Source organism: Sutcliffiella rhizosphaerae, from assembly GCF_917563925.1.
GTDB lineage: Bacteria > Bacillota > Bacilli > Bacillales > Bacillaceae_I > Sutcliffiella_A > Sutcliffiella_A rhizosphaerae.
In genome coordinates, this window is the sequence record NZ_CAKJTJ010000006.1 from 39,866 (window position 1) to 61,637 (window position 21,772).

Annotated in this window: 18 protein-coding genes; 17 read left to right on the forward strand and 1 reads right to left on the reverse strand. The window is 33.4% G+C overall.

From position 1 onward, the window contains the following. The first annotated feature begins 36 nt into the window (after positions 1–36). The 17 genes from LRP81_RS07500 to LRP81_RS07580 all read left to right on the forward strand — a co-directional run bounded on the left by LRP81_RS07500 (position 37) and on the right by LRP81_RS07580 (position 18,815). Positions 37–759: a YveK family protein gene (locus LRP81_RS07500; RefSeq protein WP_230500652.1), complete on the forward strand. Its 723-nt coding sequence runs from the start codon at positions 37–39 to the stop codon at positions 757–759. Between the two features lie 43 nt (positions 760–802). Continuing rightward, a complete protein-coding gene (locus LRP81_RS07505) occupies positions 803–1,408 on the forward strand; it encodes a CpsD/CapB family tyrosine-protein kinase (protein WP_230500653.1) in 606 nt (201 codons plus the stop codon). Positions 1,409–1,641: 233 nt separating this feature from the next. Beyond that, positions 1,642–3,489: a polysaccharide biosynthesis protein gene (locus LRP81_RS07510; RefSeq protein WP_230500654.1), complete on the forward strand. Its 1,848-nt coding sequence runs from the start codon at positions 1,642–1,644 to the stop codon at positions 3,487–3,489. A 67-nt stretch (positions 3,490–3,556) separates the two neighbouring features. Beyond that, positions 3,557–4,711: a glycosyltransferase family 4 protein gene (locus tag LRP81_RS07515; RefSeq protein WP_230500655.1), complete on the forward strand. Its 1,155-nt coding sequence runs from the start codon at positions 3,557–3,559 to the stop codon at positions 4,709–4,711. Next, positions 4,696–5,802 (forward strand): glycosyltransferase family 1 protein, encoded by a 1,107-nt coding sequence (locus tag LRP81_RS07520; RefSeq protein ID WP_230500656.1) that lies wholly within the window; start codon positions 4,696–4,698, stop codon positions 5,800–5,802. The genes LRP81_RS07515 and LRP81_RS07520 overlap by 16 nt, the downstream gene beginning before the upstream one ends. A gap of 14 nt (positions 5,803–5,816) precedes the next feature. Further along, a complete protein-coding gene (locus LRP81_RS07525; RefSeq protein WP_230500657.1) occupies positions 5,817–6,701 on the forward strand; it encodes a glycosyltransferase family 2 protein in 885 nt (294 codons plus the stop codon). 30 nt (positions 6,702–6,731) lie between these two features. Next, a complete protein-coding gene (locus tag LRP81_RS07530) occupies positions 6,732–7,805 on the forward strand; it encodes an EpsG family protein (protein WP_230500658.1) in 1,074 nt (357 codons plus the stop codon). 67 nt (positions 7,806–7,872) lie between these two features. Next, positions 7,873–8,487 (forward strand): sugar transferase, encoded by a 615-nt coding sequence (locus tag LRP81_RS07535; RefSeq protein WP_317987043.1) that lies wholly within the window; start codon positions 7,873–7,875, stop codon positions 8,485–8,487. Continuing rightward, on the forward strand, positions 8,484–9,146 hold the full coding sequence (locus LRP81_RS07540) for an acetyltransferase (RefSeq protein ID WP_230500659.1): 663 nt from the start codon (positions 8,484–8,486) through the stop codon (positions 9,144–9,146). Before LRP81_RS07535 ends, LRP81_RS07540 begins: the two co-directional genes overlap by 4 nt. 40 nt (positions 9,147–9,186) lie before the next feature. Further along, the gene (locus LRP81_RS07545; RefSeq protein ID WP_317987044.1) at positions 9,187–10,296 is read left to right on the forward strand and encodes a DegT/DnrJ/EryC1/StrS family aminotransferase; all 1,110 of its coding nucleotides are present in this window, start codon (positions 9,187–9,189) and stop codon (positions 10,294–10,296) included. Next, complete coding sequence (locus tag LRP81_RS07550) at positions 10,293–11,045, forward strand: glycosyltransferase family 32 protein (protein WP_399207278.1); 753 nt, start codon at positions 10,293–10,295, stop codon at positions 11,043–11,045. The genes LRP81_RS07545 and LRP81_RS07550 overlap by 4 nt, the downstream gene beginning before the upstream one ends. A gap of 8 nt (positions 11,046–11,053) precedes the next feature. Beyond that, complete coding sequence (locus LRP81_RS07555) at positions 11,054–12,247, forward strand: glycosyltransferase (protein ID WP_230500660.1); 1,194 nt, start codon at positions 11,054–11,056, stop codon at positions 12,245–12,247. 27 nt (positions 12,248–12,274) lie between these two features. Beyond that, the gene (locus LRP81_RS07560; RefSeq protein ID WP_230500661.1) at positions 12,275–13,315 is read left to right on the forward strand and encodes a glycosyltransferase family 2 protein; all 1,041 of its coding nucleotides are present in this window, start codon (positions 12,275–12,277) and stop codon (positions 13,313–13,315) included. Between the two features lie 14 nt (positions 13,316–13,329). After that, the gene (locus tag LRP81_RS07565) at positions 13,330–14,490 is read left to right on the forward strand and encodes a glycosyltransferase (RefSeq protein WP_230500662.1); all 1,161 of its coding nucleotides are present in this window, start codon (positions 13,330–13,332) and stop codon (positions 14,488–14,490) included. A 16-nt stretch (positions 14,491–14,506) separates the two neighbouring features. Then, entirely contained in the window at positions 14,507–15,640 is a 1,134-nt protein-coding gene (locus LRP81_RS07570) for a polysaccharide pyruvyl transferase family protein (protein WP_230500663.1), read from the forward strand. Positions 15,641–15,672: 32 nt separating this feature from the next. Next, complete coding sequence (locus LRP81_RS07575) at positions 15,673–16,851, forward strand: glycosyltransferase (protein ID WP_230500664.1); 1,179 nt, start codon at positions 15,673–15,675, stop codon at positions 16,849–16,851. Between the two features lie 236 nt (positions 16,852–17,087). Next, positions 17,088–18,815 (forward strand): ABC transporter ATP-binding protein, encoded by a 1,728-nt coding sequence (locus tag LRP81_RS07580; protein WP_230500665.1) that lies wholly within the window; start codon positions 17,088–17,090, stop codon positions 18,813–18,815. A gap of 138 nt (positions 18,816–18,953) precedes the next feature. On the opposite strand, the gene LRP81_RS07585 is transcribed toward LRP81_RS07580, so the two are convergent. Then, complete coding sequence (locus tag LRP81_RS07585) at positions 18,954–21,632, reverse strand: hypothetical protein (RefSeq protein ID WP_230500666.1); 2,679 nt, start codon at positions 21,630–21,632, stop codon at positions 18,954–18,956. Positions 21,633–21,772 lie beyond the last annotated feature (140 nt).

Below are 21,772 nucleotides of genomic sequence, written 5' to 3' on the forward strand. Positions count from 1 at the left end.
GCACACTTGTTCTTAAATAGGAAAGTGGGGATACAATTGGATTCATCGAGTACTAAAGAAATAGAAATTGGGAAAATCATAAAATTGTTGATAAAAAAGTCATGGATTTTACTTATTATTGTTATTATCACTACAGCTACATCAGCTATTTATCAGCACTTTACAAAGCCTACCCCTCTTTATCAAACATCTGCAAGCCTATTAATTCAGGATAGTGCAAGTATAATCAATACACTTCAAGTATTTATTAAAGAGCCTCCTGTAATGGAAGGGGTTATACAAGAGTTAAAGTTGGAAAGAACAATCGAGGGATTAGCCAATCAAATAAGTGTTCAACCGGTGCAAGATTCCCAAATAGTGAGAATAAATGTAATTGACACAGATCCAAATCGCTCTGCTGATATTGCCAACACGACTGCGGTGGTATTTAAGAAAGAAGTTGCGAAAACATTAGATTTTCAATCTATCGAAATTTTGTATCCTGCTGTAGTCAAAGTGAATCAAGAGCCCATAAATCCAGAGTCCAACAGAATGATCCAAATTGGTGTGGTGCTCGGTTTTATTATTGGGATAGGATTTATATTTTTGTTGGATAGTCTTGATAATAAAATCAGGTCTGAAAGAGAGCTAGAAATCCTTTTAGAGCTTCCAGTCCTTGGTACAGTCTCAAAATACAAAAGAAGAACGTTCATAAATGGTAAAGAAAAGAAGTCAGATACATATGTAAGAGGTGACATAAGTGAATCTAAAACTATTTAATAGAAGAATCTCAAAGAATGGAAAGCATACACCACACTCATTAATGGAAGAAGTAGAAAGAATTAGACTCAATGTGGAGTTTTCTTCCTATGAAAATAACAGTAAAGTACTTATTTTTACTTCTCCGGGTTACAAGGAAGGGAAAACGACCATAGTTACCCAACTAGCAGTTGCATTAGCTGAAAATGGTCAAAACGTAGTACTCATTGATTCCGATGTCAAAAACCCTACCTTGCATAAAGAATTTAAAATCAAAAATACAATGGGACTTACAAATGTTTTAACAGGACAAAAAACAGCAGAAGAAACAGTTAACCAAACAAATATTGGTCGTTTAAAAGTTTTAACTTCTGGACCAATCCCTTATAACATCGAAAAAATTTTTAAATCTTCTGTTCTCGACGAATTACTAGCAAAGTTGTCAAAAACTTTTGATTATATATTAATCGATTCTTCGCCGGTATTAGAAGGGAATGACGCTAGAATCTTTGCTAGTAAATGTGATGGAGTTATTATGGTTGTAAGGAACGGAAAAACGGAAAATCAACTGGTACTTGAAGCCAAAAAAGCATTGGAAATCGCAAAAGCTAATCTTCTCGGAGTGATTCTTAATGCAAAACCGAGGGGAATTTTAAAGAAAAAATTTTAGTCTTTTTGTTCTTAATTAAGAATAAAAGTTCTTAATAATGGTAATGTCTACTAACCTTTATCAATGTAGGCACTCGATCATGCTGTGGGTGTAGTAACCTTAGACACAAGTTGTCATGGGTGTGATGTGAGGACGGGTTGAATGCCCATGTTACATTAAATTATTTAAGAATGTATTGAATAAGTATTAATCCATTCTTAAGTAATTTAATTTGAAAGAGAGGAGGAGGTCAATTGTCAGGTTTGCCTAGATTATTTACCTTATTAACTACTGACATTGTTCTACTTGTCATTGCCATTTTTATTGGAAACTATTTAACTAGTGGTTTTTTACTGGGAGAAAATGGTCCATTCCTGGCTGCCACTATCATCAGTATCGTGCTTATCCACTCAATTGTTTCTTATAAATATAAACTTTATCGAAAGGCTTGGGAGTATGCGAGTGTAGGGGAATTATCCATCATTATTAAAATTGTAAGCATAAGCGTACTAACTGCAACAACAGTCCAATTTATTTTAGGAAACGGCCTGCAGCTAAGGCTTTTGGTTACAACTTGGTTCATCTACCTTGTAAGCATAGGAGGCTCCAGATTTGGCTGGAGATTAGTAAGAGATGGTTTTATTCTGAATAAGGATAAAGTAAAACGAACCCTAATTATTGGGGCTGGTGCAGCAGGAAGGATGGTTGTTAGACAACTATTGAATAATCCAAAATCAGACTTGCAACCGGTGGGCTTCATTGATGACGATCCTAAAAAAAACAAATTAGAGATATTGGGAGTTCCAATCGTTGGCGGCAGAGAAAAAATAGCCAATTCTGTTCAGGAATTGGCTATAGATCACATCGTTATCGCGATTCCTTCTCTTAATCAAAAAGAACTGAACAATATATTTCTAGAATGTGGTAAAACGAAAGCGAAAACTCAGACTCTACCTATGCTGGAGGATTTAATGACAGGAAAAGTGTCTGTTAATCATTTTAGAGATGTTAAAGTGGAGGACTTGTTAGGGAGACCTCCGATTGAGTTAGACATCGATAGTATCTCAGAATCAATTACTAACAGAGTAATTTTAGTAACTGGTGCTGGGGGTTCTATTGGATCCGAAATATGTCGACAAGTAGCTGCTTTTCTTCCTTCCAAATTAGTCTTGCTTGGTCATGGGGAGAACAGCATCTATTCTATTGAGATGGAACTAAAAGAAAAATATAAGGATACTAACATAGAGTTCCTTACAGAAATAGCTGATATTCAAGACGGTAAGAAAATGATTGCCATTATGGAGAAACACACTCCCTATATCGTTTATCATGCAGCTGCTCATAAACATGTACCCCTCATGGAACGAAACCCCGAGGAAGCTGTTAAAAACAATATAATTGGAACAAAAAATGTGGCTTTAGCTGCAAATTGGAATCAGGTTCATACCTTTGTGATGATCTCTTCTGATAAAGCGGTTAATCCAACGAGTGTCATGGGAGCCACCAAGCGGTTGGCTGAAATGCTCATCCAGGACCTCGATAAAAAGAGCACGACCAATTTCATTGCCGTAAGGTTTGGAAATGTACTAGGCAGTAGAGGAAGCGTCATTCCATTATTCAAAAAACAAATATTGGTCGGTGGACCAGTAACAGTAACCCATCCTGATATGATCCGTTATTTTATGACCATACCTGAAGCATCTAGACTGGTCATCCAAGCAGGAAGCCTTGCAAAAGGTGGTGAAATTTTCGTTTTAGATATGGGCGAACCAGTAAAAATATTGGAACTTGCCAAAAACCTGATTAAACTTTCAGGTTATTCTGTTGACGAAATTGGAATTGAATATTCAGGAGTTCGACCAGGGGAGAAGCTTTTTGAAGAGCTGCTCAATGAAAATGAAATTCACGAAAATCAAATTCATCCTAAGATTTACATTGGAAAAACGTCTGAACTATATATAAATGAGATTGAAGCCTTACTTGACAGCTTAGAGCAGTTCAATCCCCTTGAACTGAAAGAAACCCTGCTTAACATAGCCAATAGAAAAGCAGTTGTGGAACAGAAAGAAAAAACTACAGTGATGCTATCGGTAACAGGATAAAAAGAAACCTTGTTAAGCTAAACGCCTTTTTCAAGCCATTAACTAGAAACCTGATTGGGTGATGAAGATGTCCAATAAGATACTATTTTGTGCAACAGTTGATTATCATTTTAAAGCGTTTCACCTTCCTGTCATGAAATGGTTTAAGGAGCAAGGCTGGGAGGTACATGTTGCTGCTTCGGGGAACATGAATTTGCCTTTTACAGATGTGAAGTATGAAATACCTATACAGCGAGCCCCTTTTAATAAGGGAAATGTAAAAGCATTTCAAAAGTTAAAAGCTATCATTGATAATGACAATTATTCTATTATACATTGTCACACTCCACTTGGTGGGGCGTTGACCAGACTAGCGGCTAAAGAAACCAGAAAAAGTGGGACGAAAGTAATCTACACAGCACATGGATTTCATTTCTGTAAAGGAGCTTCGGCTTTGAGCTGGCTAATCTATTACCCAATTGAGAAACACCTTGCAAAATTTACAGATTGTTTGATAACGATTAACAGCGAGGATTACAGTATTGCAATGGAGCGGCGTTTTCAGGCTTGCCAAATAGATATCGTAAATGGAGTAGGGGTAAACACTGACCACTTTAAACCTGTTACGGAAAAACAAAGGAAAGAATTACGGCTAAAAATGGGCTTAAGGCAAGATGAGTTTCTGTTATTTTATGCTGCGGAATTTAACAAAAATAAAAATCAAAAAATCCTGATAAAAGCATTGGCTAACCTAAAAGACGAGCTCCCTAAAGCTCGTCTTTTGCTTGCAGGTGAAGGATCAACACAAGAGGGATGCAGGTTATTAGCTCGCCAATTAGGGCTGGAAGATCGCATTGATTTTCTAGGATTTAGGAAGGATATAAATCAAATTTTACCAGCTTGTGATTTAGCTGTTGCATCTAGTTATCGGGAGGGGCTACCGGTGAATATTATGGAGGCGATGGCGTGTGGATTACCCGTCATAGCAAGTGACAATAGAGGTCATCGTGAACTGGTCTTCAACGATTACAATGGTTATTTGATTAAAGAAATGGATTCCGCACAATTCGCAGGTGCAATCAAAAAATTATACATCAATATAGAACAGAAAAAACTATTTGGTACAAACGGGAGAACATTGATAGCAAAAAAATTCAATGAAGATAAGATAATCCTTCAACTAATTACCATCTATAAAAATTTTATGGAAGAGAAGGTGAGAATGATATGGGAAGCCCAATAAGAGTTCTACATACCGTTGTTAACATGAACCGTGGTGGAGCAGAAACACTTCTCATGAATCTCTATAGAAATATTGACCGAAAAAAAATCCAATTTGATTTTCTTACAAGTAAACCAGGCGTTTTTGATGAAGAAATTAAGAGCCTTGGAGGCACGGTGTATCGAATACCTTATGTAACGGATGTAGGTCATAAGGGATATGTCAAAGCGCTCAACCATTTTTTTATGGTGCATCCCGAATACACAATAGTACACTCGCACATGGATAAGATGAGTGGTCTTGTCTTAAAAGCTGCAAAGGAGAATAATATAAAACACCGAATAGCCCATAGCCACAATACTAGTAGTGAAGGGAATGCCTTGGTTAAAATATATAAATGGTTTATAGGAAAAGAAATATCCAATAATGCTACTCATTATCTTGCTTGCTCTAATCAAGCAGCAAAATGGCTATATAGGAAAAAAGCAAATAAAGCAAGAATTATTAGGAACGGAATTATACCTGAAGAATTTATTTATTCACCCATATATAGAGAGCAAATAAGGGCAGAGTTTGGGCTGAACAACTCAGCTTTTGTAATGGGTCATATTGGTAGATTTAATGTCCAAAAAAATCATACCTTTCTACTTGATATCTTTTCAAAGGTCGTAAGTAAAGATAAAAGTGCTTATCTATTATTAGTAGGAGATGGAGCATTACGTAAAGATTTAGAGAAAAAAATAAATCAATTAAAAATTGAGAAAAACGTGATTTTTGCAGGGGTAAGAAGTGATATTTCACGCATACTTCATGGCATCGATCTCTTCGTTTTCCCGTCACTACATGAGGGACTGCCTGTAACATTAATCGAAGCACAAGGGGCAAGTGTCCCTTGTTTAATATCAGATGTCATTACAAGAGAAGTAGATATGGGGTTAAATTTAATTCAATTTCTTTCATTAAATAACAAAGAAAAGTGGATTGAACATATAGAATTGGCGATGAATACACCTAACACTCGTTTTTCAGATTCAATAGTAGCTTTACAAGCCAATGGATATGACATTAGAAATACTGCTTCATGGACAGAAGGTTTTTACTCTGCAATATAGAAGGAGGTCTATTCATGAAGTTACTTACAATCTTCACGCCAACATTTAATAGAGGTTATTGCTTAGGGAAATGTTACGAAAGTCTGAAGAACCAGACAAACAAAGAATTTGTCTGGTTGATTATTGATGACGGATCAAATGATGAGACTCAAGTGCTCGTTAACTTATGGAAAAAAGAAGATCTTATCGAAATAGTGTATGTTTGGCAAGAGAACCAAGGAATGCATGGAGCTCACAATACAGCCTATGAATTAATAAAGACGGAACTAAATGTATGTATTGATTCTGATGATTATATGCCTGAAGATGCAGTGGAAAAGATAGTTAGCTTTTGGAAGAAGAATGGGCATGACGGTGTTAGTGGAATAGTAGGATTGGACCTCTTTTCAAATGGAGATGTGATAGGAACTCCATTACCAAGCGACCTAAAAACATCTACACTCTATAATCTGTATTACAGGTATGGTGTCAAAGGTGATAAAAAGCTTGTATATAGAACAGAATTAACAAAAAAATATCCATATCCTTTATTTTTAGGAGAGCGGTATGTTGGCTTGGCCTATAAGTATTACAAACTGGATATGCATTATGAATTATTAATAATGAATGAACCGCTTTGTATTGTTGAATATCTTCCTGATGGTTCATCTGTCAATATGCTAAAGCAATATCGAAATAATCCAGAGGGATTTGCCTTTTATCGAAAAGAGCTAATGAAACTGCCTTTTGTTAGCTTTTCATTCAAACTAAGACAGGCGATTCATTATGTATCTAGCAGCCTACTATTGAAAAGGGGAGTCTTTAATAAGGAAGGACCTAACAAGGCGATAACGATATTGGCTTTCCCATTTGGAGCAATGCTTTATTTATTCATTTTGACAAAAACCAAAGTTGCATAGTAGGTCTTTTATGAAAGGACTCAAAAGTAAATGACCATACTTTATATAAATCTTGTAGTAGTGTTTCTTTTGTCACTTGGTGCACGTTATTTCGCCATGCCAGCATATGTAACCTCGACCTATTCACCTGTTGAGGTAAAACCAAGCAGGTACTTAATAATGATAGCAACTCTTACAATAATTCTAGTATCTGGATTACGGAGGAACATTGGTGATACTTACTTTTATATTCATTATTTTGAAATCAATGATTTTACATGGGATTTTATCTTAAGCCAGAAAGACATAGGTTTCGGCATTCTTCAGATGGTATTAAAGTCGATATCGGAAGAACCTCAGATATTAATTCTATGTACTGCGCTAATTACGAATGCGTTTATTGCATTTACTCTCTATAAATACTCAAGAATGATTGAGTTAAGTCTTTATGTATATATCACAAGTGGATTATTTCTAGTTTCAATGAATGGCATAAGGCAGTTCCTGGCTGCAGCAATCATCTTTGCTGCAACTAAATATATTATGGATGGAAGTTGGAAGAAGTTTACTATAATAATACTAATCGCTTCCACGTTTCATCAAAGTGCACTAATATTTATTCCAATATATTTTCTAATAAGAAGAAAAGCATGGACCAGAACTACATTCATTTTAATAACTTTGTCACTGATTATTGTGGTAGCATACAATCGGTTCTCAAGTATATTATTTAGTGCTCTATCAGATACCCAGTATGGACACTATAGTGATTTCTCGGAGGGTGGAGCAAGTATTGTTAGAGTCATAGTATACGCAGCACCTTTGTTGCTAGCATATTTAGGAAGAGAAAAGCTAAGGATAATCTTTCCTAACAGTGACTACATTGTTAATCTTTGTATTCTAAACTTAATTTTTATGGTAATTGCTTCACAGAATTGGATTTTTGCAAGGTTTACCATTTACTTTGGATTATTCAATCTCATACTAATATCATGGGTAGTAAAACTAGTAAGAGAAAAAGATCAAAAGCTTTTATATTTTGGAATCATTATTTGTTACTTCATTTATTTCTACTATGAGCATGTAGTTTCTCTTAATATTGAATATAAAAGTAATTTTTTTTAAAGAGTTAATTAGTATTCTAGAAACAAGTTAGAAAGATGTAAAAAATAAGAGGGAGAAGGGGATAAAGGTGAAGAGAAGCTTTGATGTCCTTATGACACTATTAGCCTTGCTGATATTCTTCCCGATAATAGTAACAGTTTTCTTTTTGATAAAAATAAAGCTAGGATCGCCAGTTATATTTAAACAAGTAAGACCTGGATTAAACGGAAAACCATTTCTTCTTTATAAATTTCGTACGATGAATGAAAAAAAAGATAGGTTTGGGAAATTCCTTCCGGATGATAAGAGAATGACTCCACTCGGAACTTTCTTAAGAAAATTTAGTCTAGATGAACTACCTCAATTATTTAATGTGTTAAGAGGAGAATTAAGTTTGGTTGGACCGCGCCCTTTATTAATGGAATATCTACCACTGTATACGAGAGAACAATTTAGAAGACACGAGACTCTTCCAGGAATCACAGGGTGGGCACAAGTAAATGGCCGAAATCTTATCTCTTGGGAAGAGAAATTCGACTTGGATGTATGGTATGTAGAAAACCGATCCTTTTTATTAGATTTAAAGATATTATACCTAACAGTCCTTAAAGTAGTAAAAAAGGAAGGAATAAACCAACCAGGTTCTGCTACTATTCGTCCTTTTACAGGAAGAAAACCAAAAGCTGGGAGTGGTCTCGGATGACGAGAGTCGTTATGGTCGGTCAGGGAGGACACAGCAAAGTCTTATATGATTTAATTTCATTACAAAAAGACTTAATTTTCATGGGGTTTTTAGATGATAAGTATGATGAACTGTTTGAAGAAAAAGGTCTCTTTTACGGTCCTATACGGTCTGCCAAAGAGCTACTAGTTAAATACACAGATTTAAACTTTATTATAGCAATTGGAAATAACAAAGTAAGAAAGGGAATCACAGAAAAGTTAGCACTCAAAAATTCTCAATATCATTTACTTATTCATCCAACCGCAGTGGTAAGTGGCTCAGCAGTAATTGGAGAAGGGTCTGTAATAATGGCAAATGCAGTCGTAAACGCGGAATCAAGAATTGGTGCCCACACGATTATCAATACAGGAGCAATTGTAGAACACGAGAGCAAACTTGAAGAATTTTCACACATTTCTCCCAATGCTACATTAACAGGATGCGTTCATTTGGAGGAGGGAGTTCATATCGGTGCAGGGGCTACAATAATCCCTAACATAAGAATAGGAAAATGGTCAACAATTGGTGCAGGAGCTACAGTAATACATCATATTCCTTCTTATAGCACAGCTGTTGGAGTACCCGCAAAAATTAAGTGGAAAGAAGGTGAAGAGGTTGTCGCAGTTCGAATCCAGTGATCGAATATACTTATCTCCACCTCACATGAGTGGTAATGAAATGAAATACGTAACCGAAGCATTCCAAACAAACTGGATTGCACCTTTAGGGCCAAACGTAGACGCATTTGAAAAAGAAATAGCAGAAAAAGTAGGGGTCAATGATGCCGTAGCAGTAAGTTCAGGAACTGCAGCCATTCATTTGGCTCTTTCTTTATTAGGTGTAGGAAAAGGGGATAAGGTTTTCTGCTCCACCTTAACGTTTGTGGCCAGTGCAAATCCTATCCTATATCAAGGAGCAGAGCCGGTGTTCATTGATTCCGAACCTGATACGTGGAATATGTCTCCTAAGGCGTTACAAAGAGCTCTTCAGGAATCTTTTGCAAAAGGTAATCTTCCTAAGGCAGTTATTGTTGTCAACCTTTATGGGCAAAGTGCAAAAATGGATGAGATTGTCTCCTTATGCAATATGTATCGAGTACCTGTTATTGAAGATGCTGCTGAATCACTTGGTTCATCTTACAAGGGAATTCCAAGTGGTACATTCGGCATTATGGGGATATATTCTTTCAATGGTAATAAAATAATCACAACTTCTGGTGGTGGAATGCTTGTCACGAACAATAAAGAACTCGCAGTAAAAGCTAGATTTTTAGCTGCACAAGCACGAGATAATGCTATTCATTACCAACATAGTCAAATGGGTTATAACTACAGATTAAGTAATATATTAGCAGGCATAGGTAGAAGTCAACTGGAAGTCCTGGATAAAAGAGTGCTGGAAAGAAGAGAAGTATTTAAGCGATATGTGAAGGGACTTCATAATATTGATGGTATTTCTTTTATGCCAGAGCTTACAAATTCAATCTCGAACAGATGGTTGACTGCTGTTTTAGTATCTGAAGAAGCAGGTGTTACATCTAGTCAAGTAATTACAGCATTGGCGCAAGAAAATATAGAAGCTAGGCCAGTTTGGAAGCCACTCCATCTTCAACCTTTGTTTAAGAATTGTAAGTACTTCCGGCATAGTGAAACTATTGATGTAGCAACCGAATTTTTCCAACGAGGAATATGTTTACCTTCTGGTTCCAACCTTACTATTGAAGATCAAGATCGAGTTATAAATTGTATTAAGCAGATTACCAATAAATCTCTGGTAATGGGAGGATGAAATTATTGGATATTACGAAACAAAAAATCCCAAAAATAATCCACTACTGTTGGTTTGGAGGAAAAGATAAACCTGCTATTGTAAAAAAATGTATGGAAACTTGGGAAGCTCATCTGAAAGATTACCAGTTTATTGAATGGAATGAATCAAATGTAAATTTACAAGAAAGTAGGTATGCCGAAGAAGCATATCGGACTGGCAAGTATGCGTTTGTGAGTGATTATATACGTGTTAAAGCATTATTTGAGTTTGGAGGAATCTATTTAGATACAGATGTAGAAGTATTTAAGCCATTTGATGAGCTTCTTGTAAATGAATCTTTTTGGGGTTTCGAACAAGAAAACTTTATCGCGACTAGTACAATTGGTGCCGCACCAAAAAATAAGCTAATAAAAGAATTTTTTGATTTGTATAAGAACAAATCCTTTATCAAAGAAGATGGGGAAATGAATAACTTAACAAATGTAGCAATGGTAACAAAGATGCTAGAAGATTTAGGTTTAGTTAGAAATGGAAAACTACAAACAATTCAAGGGTTAGGTACAGTTTATCCACAAACATACTTCTCCCCATTCGACTATATTAATTGCAGATATTTTCTTACAAATAATTCCTTTACCATGCATCATTTTCATAAAAGTTGGCTGCCATGGGATGCTAAGTTCAAAGGAAAGCTTAAGGCTACAACCGCATTCTTTATAGGAGGAGAAAATGTAGCAAAACTAAGAAAGGCATTCACCAAAAGGTAAGGTGTATCATGAAAAATATTCTTATAGCTACCTATGATTTGGAAGTAGGGGGAGTGGAGAGAAGCCTTATTAGCATGTTGGATCAATTTAATTATGATAATTATAAAGTGGATCTCATGCTTTATAAACACAACGGAGATTTTTTACCTTTGCTCACTAATAAGGTGAATTTGTTAAAAGAGGTGAAACAGTATTCAACCTTTCGTAAACCAATCGTAACGGTTTTGAAAGATAAACATCTTTTAATAGCATCCACTAGAATAATTGCTAAGTTACATGCAAATATTATTGGGAAACTAAATCGTGTTTCAGAACCAGGTTATTATCAGATGCAGTATATGTGGAAATATGTTCTGCCTTATTTACCTTATGTTGAAAAGGAATATGATGTAGCAATGAGTTATCTATGGCCACATGATTTCGTAGCAGAAAAAGTAAGGGCGAAAAAAAAGATTGCATGGATTCATACAGACTATTCTACTATAGAGACGGATGAAAAACGGGATATATATTTATGGTCCAAATTTGATTATATTGTTGCTGTTTCAGAAGCATGTAAAGTATCTTTTATTAGAAAATATCCAACGTTAGAAAATAGAGTAAAAGTTATGGAAAATATAATATCAGCAGAGTTAATAAAGAAATTGTCTAATGAACTAGTTGATAATCCATTAGAAAAAGATACTAGATTTAAAATTATTACAGTCGCAAGATTATCGCACGCAAAAGGAATAGACAATGCCATCAAAGCATTAAAAATTCTAATCAATAAAGGATATAGCAATCTGGTTTGGTACGTAGTTGGATATGGAGGAGATGAAGACAAATTAAAGGAACTAATAAACGAGAATCAATTGAATGATCACTTTATGTTACTCGGAAAAAAAGTCAATCCATATCCATACATAAAAGCCGCAGATCTATATGTACAACCATCAAGATATGAGGGGAAGGCTGTAACGGTTAGTGAGGCACAGGTGTTAGGAAAAGCAATTGTTATTACCAATTATTTAACAGCCTCTAGTCAATTAAAAAAAGATATCGAAGGTTTGATTTGCGAGAACAGCCCGACAGGCATTGCTACAGAAGTCGAAAGGCTATACGTAAATGAAAAAATCAGAAGTAATATGGAAATCGAAAATAAAAAACTAATATATGATAATGCAGTGGAATTAGATAATCTTTACAGGTTGATAAATTAATGTTTGGAAGATAGAGGGTGTTAATTATTGAACCCAATAGTAAGTATTATTATGCCTGCTTACAACTGCCAAGAATATATATCAAAGTGTATTGAAAGTGTACTTAATCAATCTTATAAAAGTTTCGAATTAATTATTATCAATGATGGATCAATAGATAATACAGAAAAGGTAATAGATGAGTATCGACAATCTGATAGTAGAATTATCTATCATCATCAAAACAACCAAGGACCATCAGCAGCAAGAAATGTGGGGATACTCATGTCGAGAGGTGAATATATAACATTTATAGATTCTGATGACACTGTCAACGAAAAATATGTGGAATTGTTACTATCTAATATGAATAAAACAAATGCAGATATTACTTGTAGTGGATATGTTGATATTTCTAAATTCGGTACCTTTTATCATAATGATTTCATAGATGAAAACATTATGACTACTAATGAATTTTTAAAAATGGTCTGCCGTGGAACTGGCGGGGTATTGTGGAGTAAATTATTTAGAAATAGCCTCATTAAAGAACATAGCTTACTGTTAGATGAAGAAATTTTCATGTGTGAAGATCTGATCTTTGTTATGGAATATGCAGAAAAATGTACCTCTTTCAGTATAGTAGATAAAAATTTATATCACTATAATAGACTAAATGAAAAGAGTATAAGTGCAAATATATCACCTTCGTATCTAGGAAACTATATTAAGGTCTGGGAGAAGATGAAGGGAATATTAGCATCTAATATTAAAGAAAAAAATGAAGTAGAAGATATAATCAGAGAAAAAGTGCAAGCTGTAGCAATAAAAATTATAGAGCAACAATGTTCGGATATAACAAAAGCTAACATTAAGGTTTTAGTTACTAACATAAATATGCTTTTGAAAAATAAGTATCTCTCCAATTATAAATCCAACTTTAAATCTACTAATAAACTATATAGTCCAATGATATTCTTTATTAAAAACAATCTAACTTTCTTATGTATTTGTTACGGAGTGAATTTAACGGTACTTAAGAAAATTAACAACCTAAAATTATCTATAAGAAAGATAGTAAATGTATGAATAAAAAGAGTATATTGTTTATCATTGATTCGTTGCATATCGGTGGAGCTGAAAAAAGCCTTGTTTCTTTACTAAATAATATTGATTTTAGTATCTATGACATACATTTAATCATGTTTAAAAAAGGAGGAGAACTAGAGAATCTTCTTCCCCAATCTGTAAACATTTTAGAAACACCTGGGTATTTCCTTGCAACTAGAAATAACGGAATTAAACAATTCTTATATACATTTTTCAGATTAAAAACTTCCATTAAATTAAGGTTAAATAAATTTAGAAAAGATCCCTTTCATAGTGAGCAGGTAGTCTATGAATCAATCAAAACGATATTGAACCCTATAGAAAAAAGGTATGATGTAGCAATAGCGTATAGTCAAGGAATGCCAACATATTTTGTATGCGACAAGGTTAACTCGGGTAAAAAAATAGCTTGGATTAATACGGATTACAAAAATACTCTTTACAATAAAGACTTGGATTACTCATTTTACCAAAAATTCAATGAGATTATTGCTGTTTCTGAAAATACAAGGGAATCAGTGGTGCACTCTAAGGAGGAGTATAAAGATAAACTAGACGTAATAAAGGATATTGTAGACCCCGAATTAATAATTAGGATGTCTAATGAATATTCAGTGAGTGAATTTGAAAAAAGTCACATCAATATCTTAACTGTTGGAAGGCTTGCAACTGTAAAGGGATATGATAAAGCGATTAAAGTAGCAGCATTATTAAAAGAGGAAGGATATAAATTCAAGTGGGTTGTTGTGGGGGAGGGACCTGAGAGACATAAATTGCAAACTCAAATCAATAAACTTAACTTGAATGATCATTTTTTATTGATTGGAGAAAAGCTAAATCCATATGTTTATATGAAAAGTTGCGATATATATGTCCAAACTTCTTTAAAGGAAGGTTTTGGTTTAACCGTTTCAGAGGCTAAAATTTTAAAAAGACCGATAATATGTACAAACTTTCCAACAGCTAAAGAAATTATTAATCATGAAATTGATGGATTAATAGTTGAGCATGATATTCATAGCATATTTAAAGGTGTTAAGAGATGTATTGATGACGACGCGTTTAGAGCAAGAATAGTCAATAATCTTGAAATATCAAAAAAATACAATACGTTAAACGAGATTGGTCAATTTTATAAAAAAATTAATGGATGAATAGAGGTGAGATGATTTGAAAAAAGTATTTGTGGATATTTACTTACAATTTAACTTAGGGGATGATTTATTTTTAGATATTTTGGCAAAGAGATTCCCTAATACACGTTTCACTTTAAATTATCTAGGAACTAATTATGATGAGTTTATTTTAAGTTATGCGAATGTAAATCGGAGAAAGTATACTTTCATTGATAAAGTAGGTCAAAAATTAAAGTTATCTGATAAGATAACCAACTATGATCAAGTAGCTGAAGAGCATGATGCTTTACTATTTATTGGAGGCTCTATTTTTAGAGAAGAGGACTATCACCCAGCACTATATAAGGATAGGGTAAAGATAGTAAAAGCATTTAAAGAAAAAAAGAGATCTGTTTTTGTACTTGGTGCAAACTTTGGACCATTTACATCACAAAAGTTCTTAAACGAGTATAAAGCTTTTTTTGCACTATGTGATGATGTGTGTTTCAGAGATTACTATTCAGTAAATCTATTTAGAGGTTTAAATAATATACGATATGCTCCAGATATCGTATTTCAGTTGGATACTACGGAATATGATCCAATTAAGACCACAGATAAAGTAGGTATTTCAATCATTGATGTTAGGCACAAACGTGGCTTGGCTAACTATTATTTTGATTATGTTAACAGTACCGTTTTGGCCATTGAGAAGTTTACAAATGAGGGAAATGAGTGTTGCTTAATGTCATTTTGTGAGGCGGAAGGTGACACTACTGTAATGAAAGAAGTATATGAAATGCTGAGTGAAAAAGCGAAAAAAAAGACTAGTATTTTTGAATACAAAGGCGAATTAAAACAGGCGATACGTCAAATAGCTTCTATGAAAATGATCATTGCAGCAAGGTTTCACGCCAATATTTTAGGTTTTGTCTTAGGTAAAGGTGTCCTACCGGTAATTTACAATGAGAAAACAACTAATGTCCTTAAAGACTTAGAAATAGAGGATATCTCAATTACATTTAAAAAAATAGACGATCAACATAGAAATGATGACCTCTTAAAGAGTGCGTATTCCAACTTTCCAAAAAATTTAGATACAATAAAAAAGGAATCAGTAAAACACTTTGAAGAGCTTGAGTATTTATTAGAGCCTTCGTTAAAAAGGAATTCAATAAAAGTTGTTTAAAATTGAATAATCTTAAGAAAGCGTTGATGTCAATGAAAAAGAAAATCCTCTTTATGATGATAAATATGAATATTGGTGGAACGGAAAAAGCGTTGCTCAATATGATTAATGAAATGCCAAGAGAACAATACGATATTACGATTTTAATGTTGGAGAAATATGGAGGTTTTTTAGATTCTATTCCTAAATGGGTACATGTTAAGTATTTAGAAGAGTATAGGGAAAATAAAGGGATTCTCAATAATCCTCCCCGCGAGACTATCCGTACCACTCTAAAAAGTATTAAATTGGCAAAAGCACTAAACTTATTCTATTTATTTATACTTTCCAAAATCACAAAAGAGAGAAGTGCGTTATTTAAATATTTGCTTAAAAGTTATCCCATTGAACCAACAGAATACGATATAGCTATAGCTTATGCAGGTCCAATAGACTTCATAAGCTTTTTTGTTTTAGAAAAAATCAAAGCTAAAAAAAAGATTCAGTGGATTCATTTTGATATTACCAAAATAGGTTTTAATATTCATTTTGCTTCGAAGTTTTATAGAAAATTTGACCAGATTTCAGTTGTTTCTAAAGAAGCAAAAGAAAAGTTTGTGAAGTTGTTACCTGAAATAGAGCAAAAAACCATTGTTTTTAAGAATATAATTTCTGTAAATGAAATAAAAAGATTAGCTACAGATGGAGAAGGTTTTAATGATGCTTTTAATGGAATCAGGATTTTAACCGTAGGTCGACTAACAAAAGAAAAAGGTCAAGACCTAATCATATCAGTGTTAGCAAAATTAATAAAGGAAGGATATAAGATTAAGTGGTATTTAATTGGAGAAGGTGGGAGAAGAAAAGAGTATGAGAAATTAATACAGCAGAATAACTTAGAAAATGACCTCATTCTAATGGGGAACAAACATAACCCTTATCCTTTTATGAAGCAATGTGATATATATGTGCAACCCTCTAGACATGAGGGGCACTGTATTACATTAGCTGAAGCAAAGTGTTTTGAAATTCCAATAATCAGTACTAATTTCCCTGCAGCATTCGGTCATATAACACATAACCATAATGGATTAATTGTTAATTTTGAAGAAGAACAGATGCATAACGCGATAAAGAGCGTTATTCTTAACGAAAATCTTAGAGAGAAAATAAAAAAAAATCATGTTTCTCAAGAGAAGGATGACAAAAGAGATTTTTGGCATGCTTTATAAGTGTTAAATTTAAAAATCAAGATGCTGAGAAAAGATAATATTATCAGTATTACTACTATTCATTTATTGGGTTATTAGATATATTCACAGCTTTATAAAAAACTTTAAACTACACAATATGGAAATTAGGAATTATTAATTTTAAAAAGGTGTGAAATTCAATGATCGTTAGTATAAATAAATTAAAAACGTTCTTTAACAAGAAAGAAAAGCAAAAACTTACTCTATTATTCTTTATGATGGTAATAGCTGCCGTGTTAGAAACCATAGGAATCGGTATGATTGTACCCCTTGTTGGAATTGTTACTAACCCTAGTGTCATCAAAGAGCATTATTTACTAATTTACATTTATGAATTGTTTAATTTTTCTTCAACTTCAGCTTTCATGGTGTTTTCTGTACTAGCCCTATTATCCATTTTTATATTGAAAAATATGTATTTATTATTATTCAATTATATTCAATATAAAGTTATATTAAATCAACAAGTAAAACTACAAGGTCAATTATTTAAAAAATACCTAACAAGGCCATATATTTTCCACTTAAATAGAAATACATCTACACTTTTAAGAAATGTTAATGAAGAAGTTGCAAGAGTTTGCCAAGGAATAGTACTGTCAGCTTTTCAGTTGCTATCTGAAATATTAATTATTTTGTTTATCTTTATATTATTAATTGTTACTTCTCCAATTGCTACAATCACTGCTTCTTTTTTACTAGGAGGTAGTGTATTTATCTTCTTCAGAGTGTTCAGAAATAAAATTTCCAGCTTAGGGAAAGAACTACAGAGTGTTAATGGTACACTCATTAAATGGGTAAATCAAGGATTAGGTGCTAATAAGGAAATAAAGGTATTAGGAAAAGAGAATTTTTTTATAAACTCTTATACCAATCAAAGTCTTATTAAAATTAGGAATAGTCGCTATATAAAAATATTAGAAGTAGTACCAAGGCTATTTATTGAGACGTTACTTGTATCTGTAGTATTAATAACCATGTTAATAATCATATTTCAAGGAACTAATACTACCCAACTTGTATCAACAATGGCCTTATTTGCTATGGCGGCTTTTAGAATAATGCCTTCAATAAATCGTGTAGTTGCTTTGATTACCAATATAAAATACAGCAAACCTGCATTGGATGTGGTATATGAGGATTTATTTTTGAACAAAGATTCAATAACTGAAAGTGGGAGCAATGGTACTTTATCATCCTTTAAATTAAGTCAAAGAACGTTTAATCAGTCAATTGAGTTGGAGAACGTATTTTTCAAATATCCTAATCAAAAAAATTATTCTATAAAAAATGTCTCACTTACAATTCCTACTGGAAAGTCTGTGGCCATCATTGGAGAATCAGGATCTGGTAAGACTACAATTGTTGATATTATGTTAGGGCTGCTATTACCTGAAAAAGGTAAAGTAATTGTCGATGGAGTGGATTTACATAATCAGATATCATTATGGCAGAAAAAAATTGGGTATATTCCTCAGACTATCTTTTTATCGGATGACTCCATACGAAATAACATTGCTTTTGGTGTTGACACGATAAATATCAATGATGACCAGGTTTGGAAAGCACTTGAACAAGCTCAATTAAAAGACTTCGTGCTAAGCCTTCCAGAAAAATTAGATACTTCAGTAGGAGAAAGAGGCGTAAGACTTTCAGGAGGACAAAGGCAACGTATAGGTATAGCACGTGCGTTGTATCATAATCCTGAAATTTTGTTTATGGATGAGGCAACTTCTGCTCTTGACAATGAAACAGAAATGGAAGTTATGAAAGCCATTGACAATTTGAAAGGGCAAAAGACTTTAATTATTATCGCACATAGATTAAGTACAATTTCAAATTGTGATATTGTTTTTAAATTGAAACAGGCACAAATAGTAGAGGTAGAATATCAGAATAATAGTTCAATTCCTAGACTATTAGGAAATATGGGAGTGAATTAATAACTAATGTTATTCCATTATTATGTGAGTAAAATTAATTGGTGAATTTTCAGCTTTAGTTAGGAAATTAGAAGAAATAAAAGCAGACGGGTAAAAATGTATTTTTCCGTCCAGCTTTTTATTTTGAAAAACTAAATTTTATACATTATTTCCATTTGCATCTCCCCATATTGCAGAAATGCCTTTACACACCCAAAGTATATTTCCATCTTTGGTAGTGCTTCCTACAATGGGAGAGAATGAAGGTTTAGTATTATCCGACTTTCCTTCAATTTGACACTCATACACATTGCCATTCTCAAGAACTAAATGTCCTACTCTATATGTTGTATTTCTTGCTGATAATTCTCTACAATAAAAACCACTTTCTTCCTTTTTGATAAAAATAGGCTTGCTAATGGTTGTATCATAGTATTCTAATCCATCCGTTAAATATCTTTGTGGACGGTAGTCAGTTGGACCTTTTGAGTGGGTGTCACCTACCTTGAGTAAAGGCTTGGAAATGTTAATATAAGAGTTATTTACAAAAACAGTAGGTTCAGTTTGTAATTTCCAATCAAAATTTAATGCTCTAACATTTGATGATAGTGCTGAAAAATGATTATCTTTAAACAAACAATAACCTCTATTAAAACCACTCGACGAAAAGAAAGATCCCAATAAAGCGTTTGGTGCAAAGAGACTGCAATTTTGAACGATAAATAATTTAGCAGCTGTTAAACTAATAAAGTCAAGCGTAGTTCCAGTATGTTTTACTTTACTATTAATGATTTTTAGCTTGGAATCAGGACTATTAAAAGTGATGAACCTTTCACTTAAGGTAAAATCACATTCATCAAAGACCATTTCCTTCTCATTGGCAGATACTACTGTCGTCATTAGTGAAGGGAATTTTATAATGCAATTTATAAATTTTAGAAAGTAGGACCCATTAAAAATAGGATTAATTAATGTTGAATCTTGAATAATACTATCCTCTTTAGCAATAATAGAGGCTCCATTTGTTTCCCTACCAGAAATGGTTATATTTTTTATTATGCATTCATGGTGAAAGCTAGAAATTGAGCCATTTCTATATTTATTACTATTATTATGGAAACTAGAATTACTAAGATTAATAGTGTAAGGCTCTGATTGATTCATCACTATACTTGAATTATGAAAAATACATGATGTAATGATGATATTTTTTCCTCTGTTATTACTACCAAACGAATATAGTGAGTCGTTACAAGTATTATTTGCGAAAACAACATCACTTGCAGTAATACTGCAACCAGCTTTTATAAAATGATTATCATTAATGGACCAGTATTTCCCACTGCCACCACAATTAGATTGGAATGAATTATTTGCTACTGAGACGTAATATGTTCCTACAAAAATAACATCATTGATACCGTGGCCATAAAACCTGTTCCCATGAATAAATATGTGTTGATTTGTTCTATAACCATCCTCAATATCAATTCCAGCACCAACGTACCCCGTATTATGATGAATAAGGTTGTCTTTTATGAAAAAAAATCTAGTACCAGCACCCACTATACCGATTCGTCTATTATTCATCACTTCACAATTTTCGATTGTGATGAATTCAGGTCTTGGTTCTGCACGGACTTCAAAAGCAATATCGGTAGTAGTTGTTTGATGAAGAACGATATGCATTGTTTTGGCCCCATTAGGGCGCTCAATATCCTCGTACCAAGTTTTATTCTCTTGAAGTTGAATAAATGTACCGTCTGCATCATAGAAAAACAAATCAAAAATATCAGTGTGTATGCCTCTTAATGCACCATATCCATTTCCAGTTAACATAAATTTGTTACCATTATTTGTAACCCTAACGTGACTCACATCATAAGGGGTTATTGTTCTTATTCTGGCAGCTGAACTTTCCTTATTTCCTGAACTTTTATTAATAGCACCAACTTCAAAATTCGACTGTGTAGGATATAGCCATACATCATAGTTACCTTCTCCGATATATCCATCACCTATAGCGTTTCTTAGTATACAATTGCGTATTTGGATAAACTTACAATGCCCCTTTAAAGAAATGCAATGCCCCCATTCATGGGTACCCCCTGGGGAAAAGTCGTGTTCATCGCGATCACCTATAAACTCCCCATTTGATATAACTATGTGGTGTGCTTTTTTTGTTGAATCAGCTGACCCAATGGATAATATGGAGTAGTTTTCTTGATTGTTTGGTTCCATAAACATTTTCGAGCCGCCAAAGTCATAGTGGGTATTATTTTGAGGGCGAATACTTTTGGAATGAGAAATTAAGTATTCTCCTTTAGGGAATACGATATTACGGTATCCGTTTTCTGCTGCCCATAAGAAGGCATTATTTATGCCATCAACTGTTTCTAAAGAATTAGTTTTGTCATTTCGAATTCCCCATCTCTGCAGTTCAATTAAATAAGAACCACTTAAACTACTACTGGTAGCGGCTACAGTGTTAGTAGGTTCAGGTTTAGAAGAGGCATTTAAAGTTTCTAACTTTAAATCTTTCAAGGGGCTAGGTTGTGAAGCTTGACCTTGTAAGTCAGTACCATTTCCATTTCTTTCATTTTCATTTATTTTCGCTTGAAATTCATTTATAGCAGAGACAATGTTTGTTTTATTTTGTGTAGTTAAGTTAGAAAGTTGTCCAATTGTTGTAACATCTAATATTTGAATATTCCCATGATCTCCTGAACCAATAAAAAGTTCATTTGTATCAGTACATAATCCGAATTCCCCGGTTTCCAGTACAGGTAATTCAGCTTTTAAACAACTAAATATTTGAAACCGATTTGCCATATTCAACCCACCGTTGTAAATAGTTTTATTATATTTAATTCATTGGATAGGAAAAGTGATTGTACATATAGGTAAAAATCTTCTATTAAAATATGATTACGTATCCGTAAGAAATTACATTGACGAAAGCCAATAAATAAAGTAAG

Excerpts from the sequence above, each read along its gene's own strand:
- LRP81_RS07505 (WP_230500653.1), top strand. The coding sequence starts at position 803 with ATGGAAGAAGTAGAAAGAATTAGACTCAATGTGGAGTTTTCTTCCTAT.
- LRP81_RS07515 (WP_230500655.1), top strand. The coding sequence starts at position 3,557 with ATGTCCAATAAGATACTATTTTGTGCAACAGTTGATTATCATTTTAAA.
- LRP81_RS07520 (WP_230500656.1), top strand. The coding sequence starts at position 4,696 with ATGGGAAGCCCAATAAGAGTTCTACATACCGTTGTTAACATGAACCGT.
- LRP81_RS07525 (WP_230500657.1), top strand. The coding sequence starts at position 5,817 with ATGAAGTTACTTACAATCTTCACGCCAACATTTAATAGAGGTTATTGC.
- LRP81_RS07530 (WP_230500658.1), top strand. The coding sequence starts at position 6,732 with ATGACCATACTTTATATAAATCTTGTAGTAGTGTTTCTTTTGTCACTT.
- LRP81_RS07540 (WP_230500659.1), top strand. The coding sequence starts at position 8,484 with ATGACGAGAGTCGTTATGGTCGGTCAGGGAGGACACAGCAAAGTCTTA.
- LRP81_RS07545 (WP_317987044.1), top strand. The coding sequence starts at position 9,187 with ATGAAATACGTAACCGAAGCATTCCAAACAAACTGGATTGCACCTTTA.
- LRP81_RS07550 (WP_399207278.1), top strand. The coding sequence starts at position 10,293 with ATGAAATTATTGGATATTACGAAACAAAAAATCCCAAAAATAATCCAC.
- LRP81_RS07555 (WP_230500660.1), top strand. The coding sequence starts at position 11,054 with ATGAAAAATATTCTTATAGCTACCTATGATTTGGAAGTAGGGGGAGTG.
- LRP81_RS07575 (WP_230500664.1), top strand. The coding sequence starts at position 15,673 with ATGAAAAAGAAAATCCTCTTTATGATGATAAATATGAATATTGGTGGA.
- LRP81_RS07580 (WP_230500665.1), top strand. The coding sequence starts at position 17,088 with ATGATGGTAATAGCTGCCGTGTTAGAAACCATAGGAATCGGTATGATT.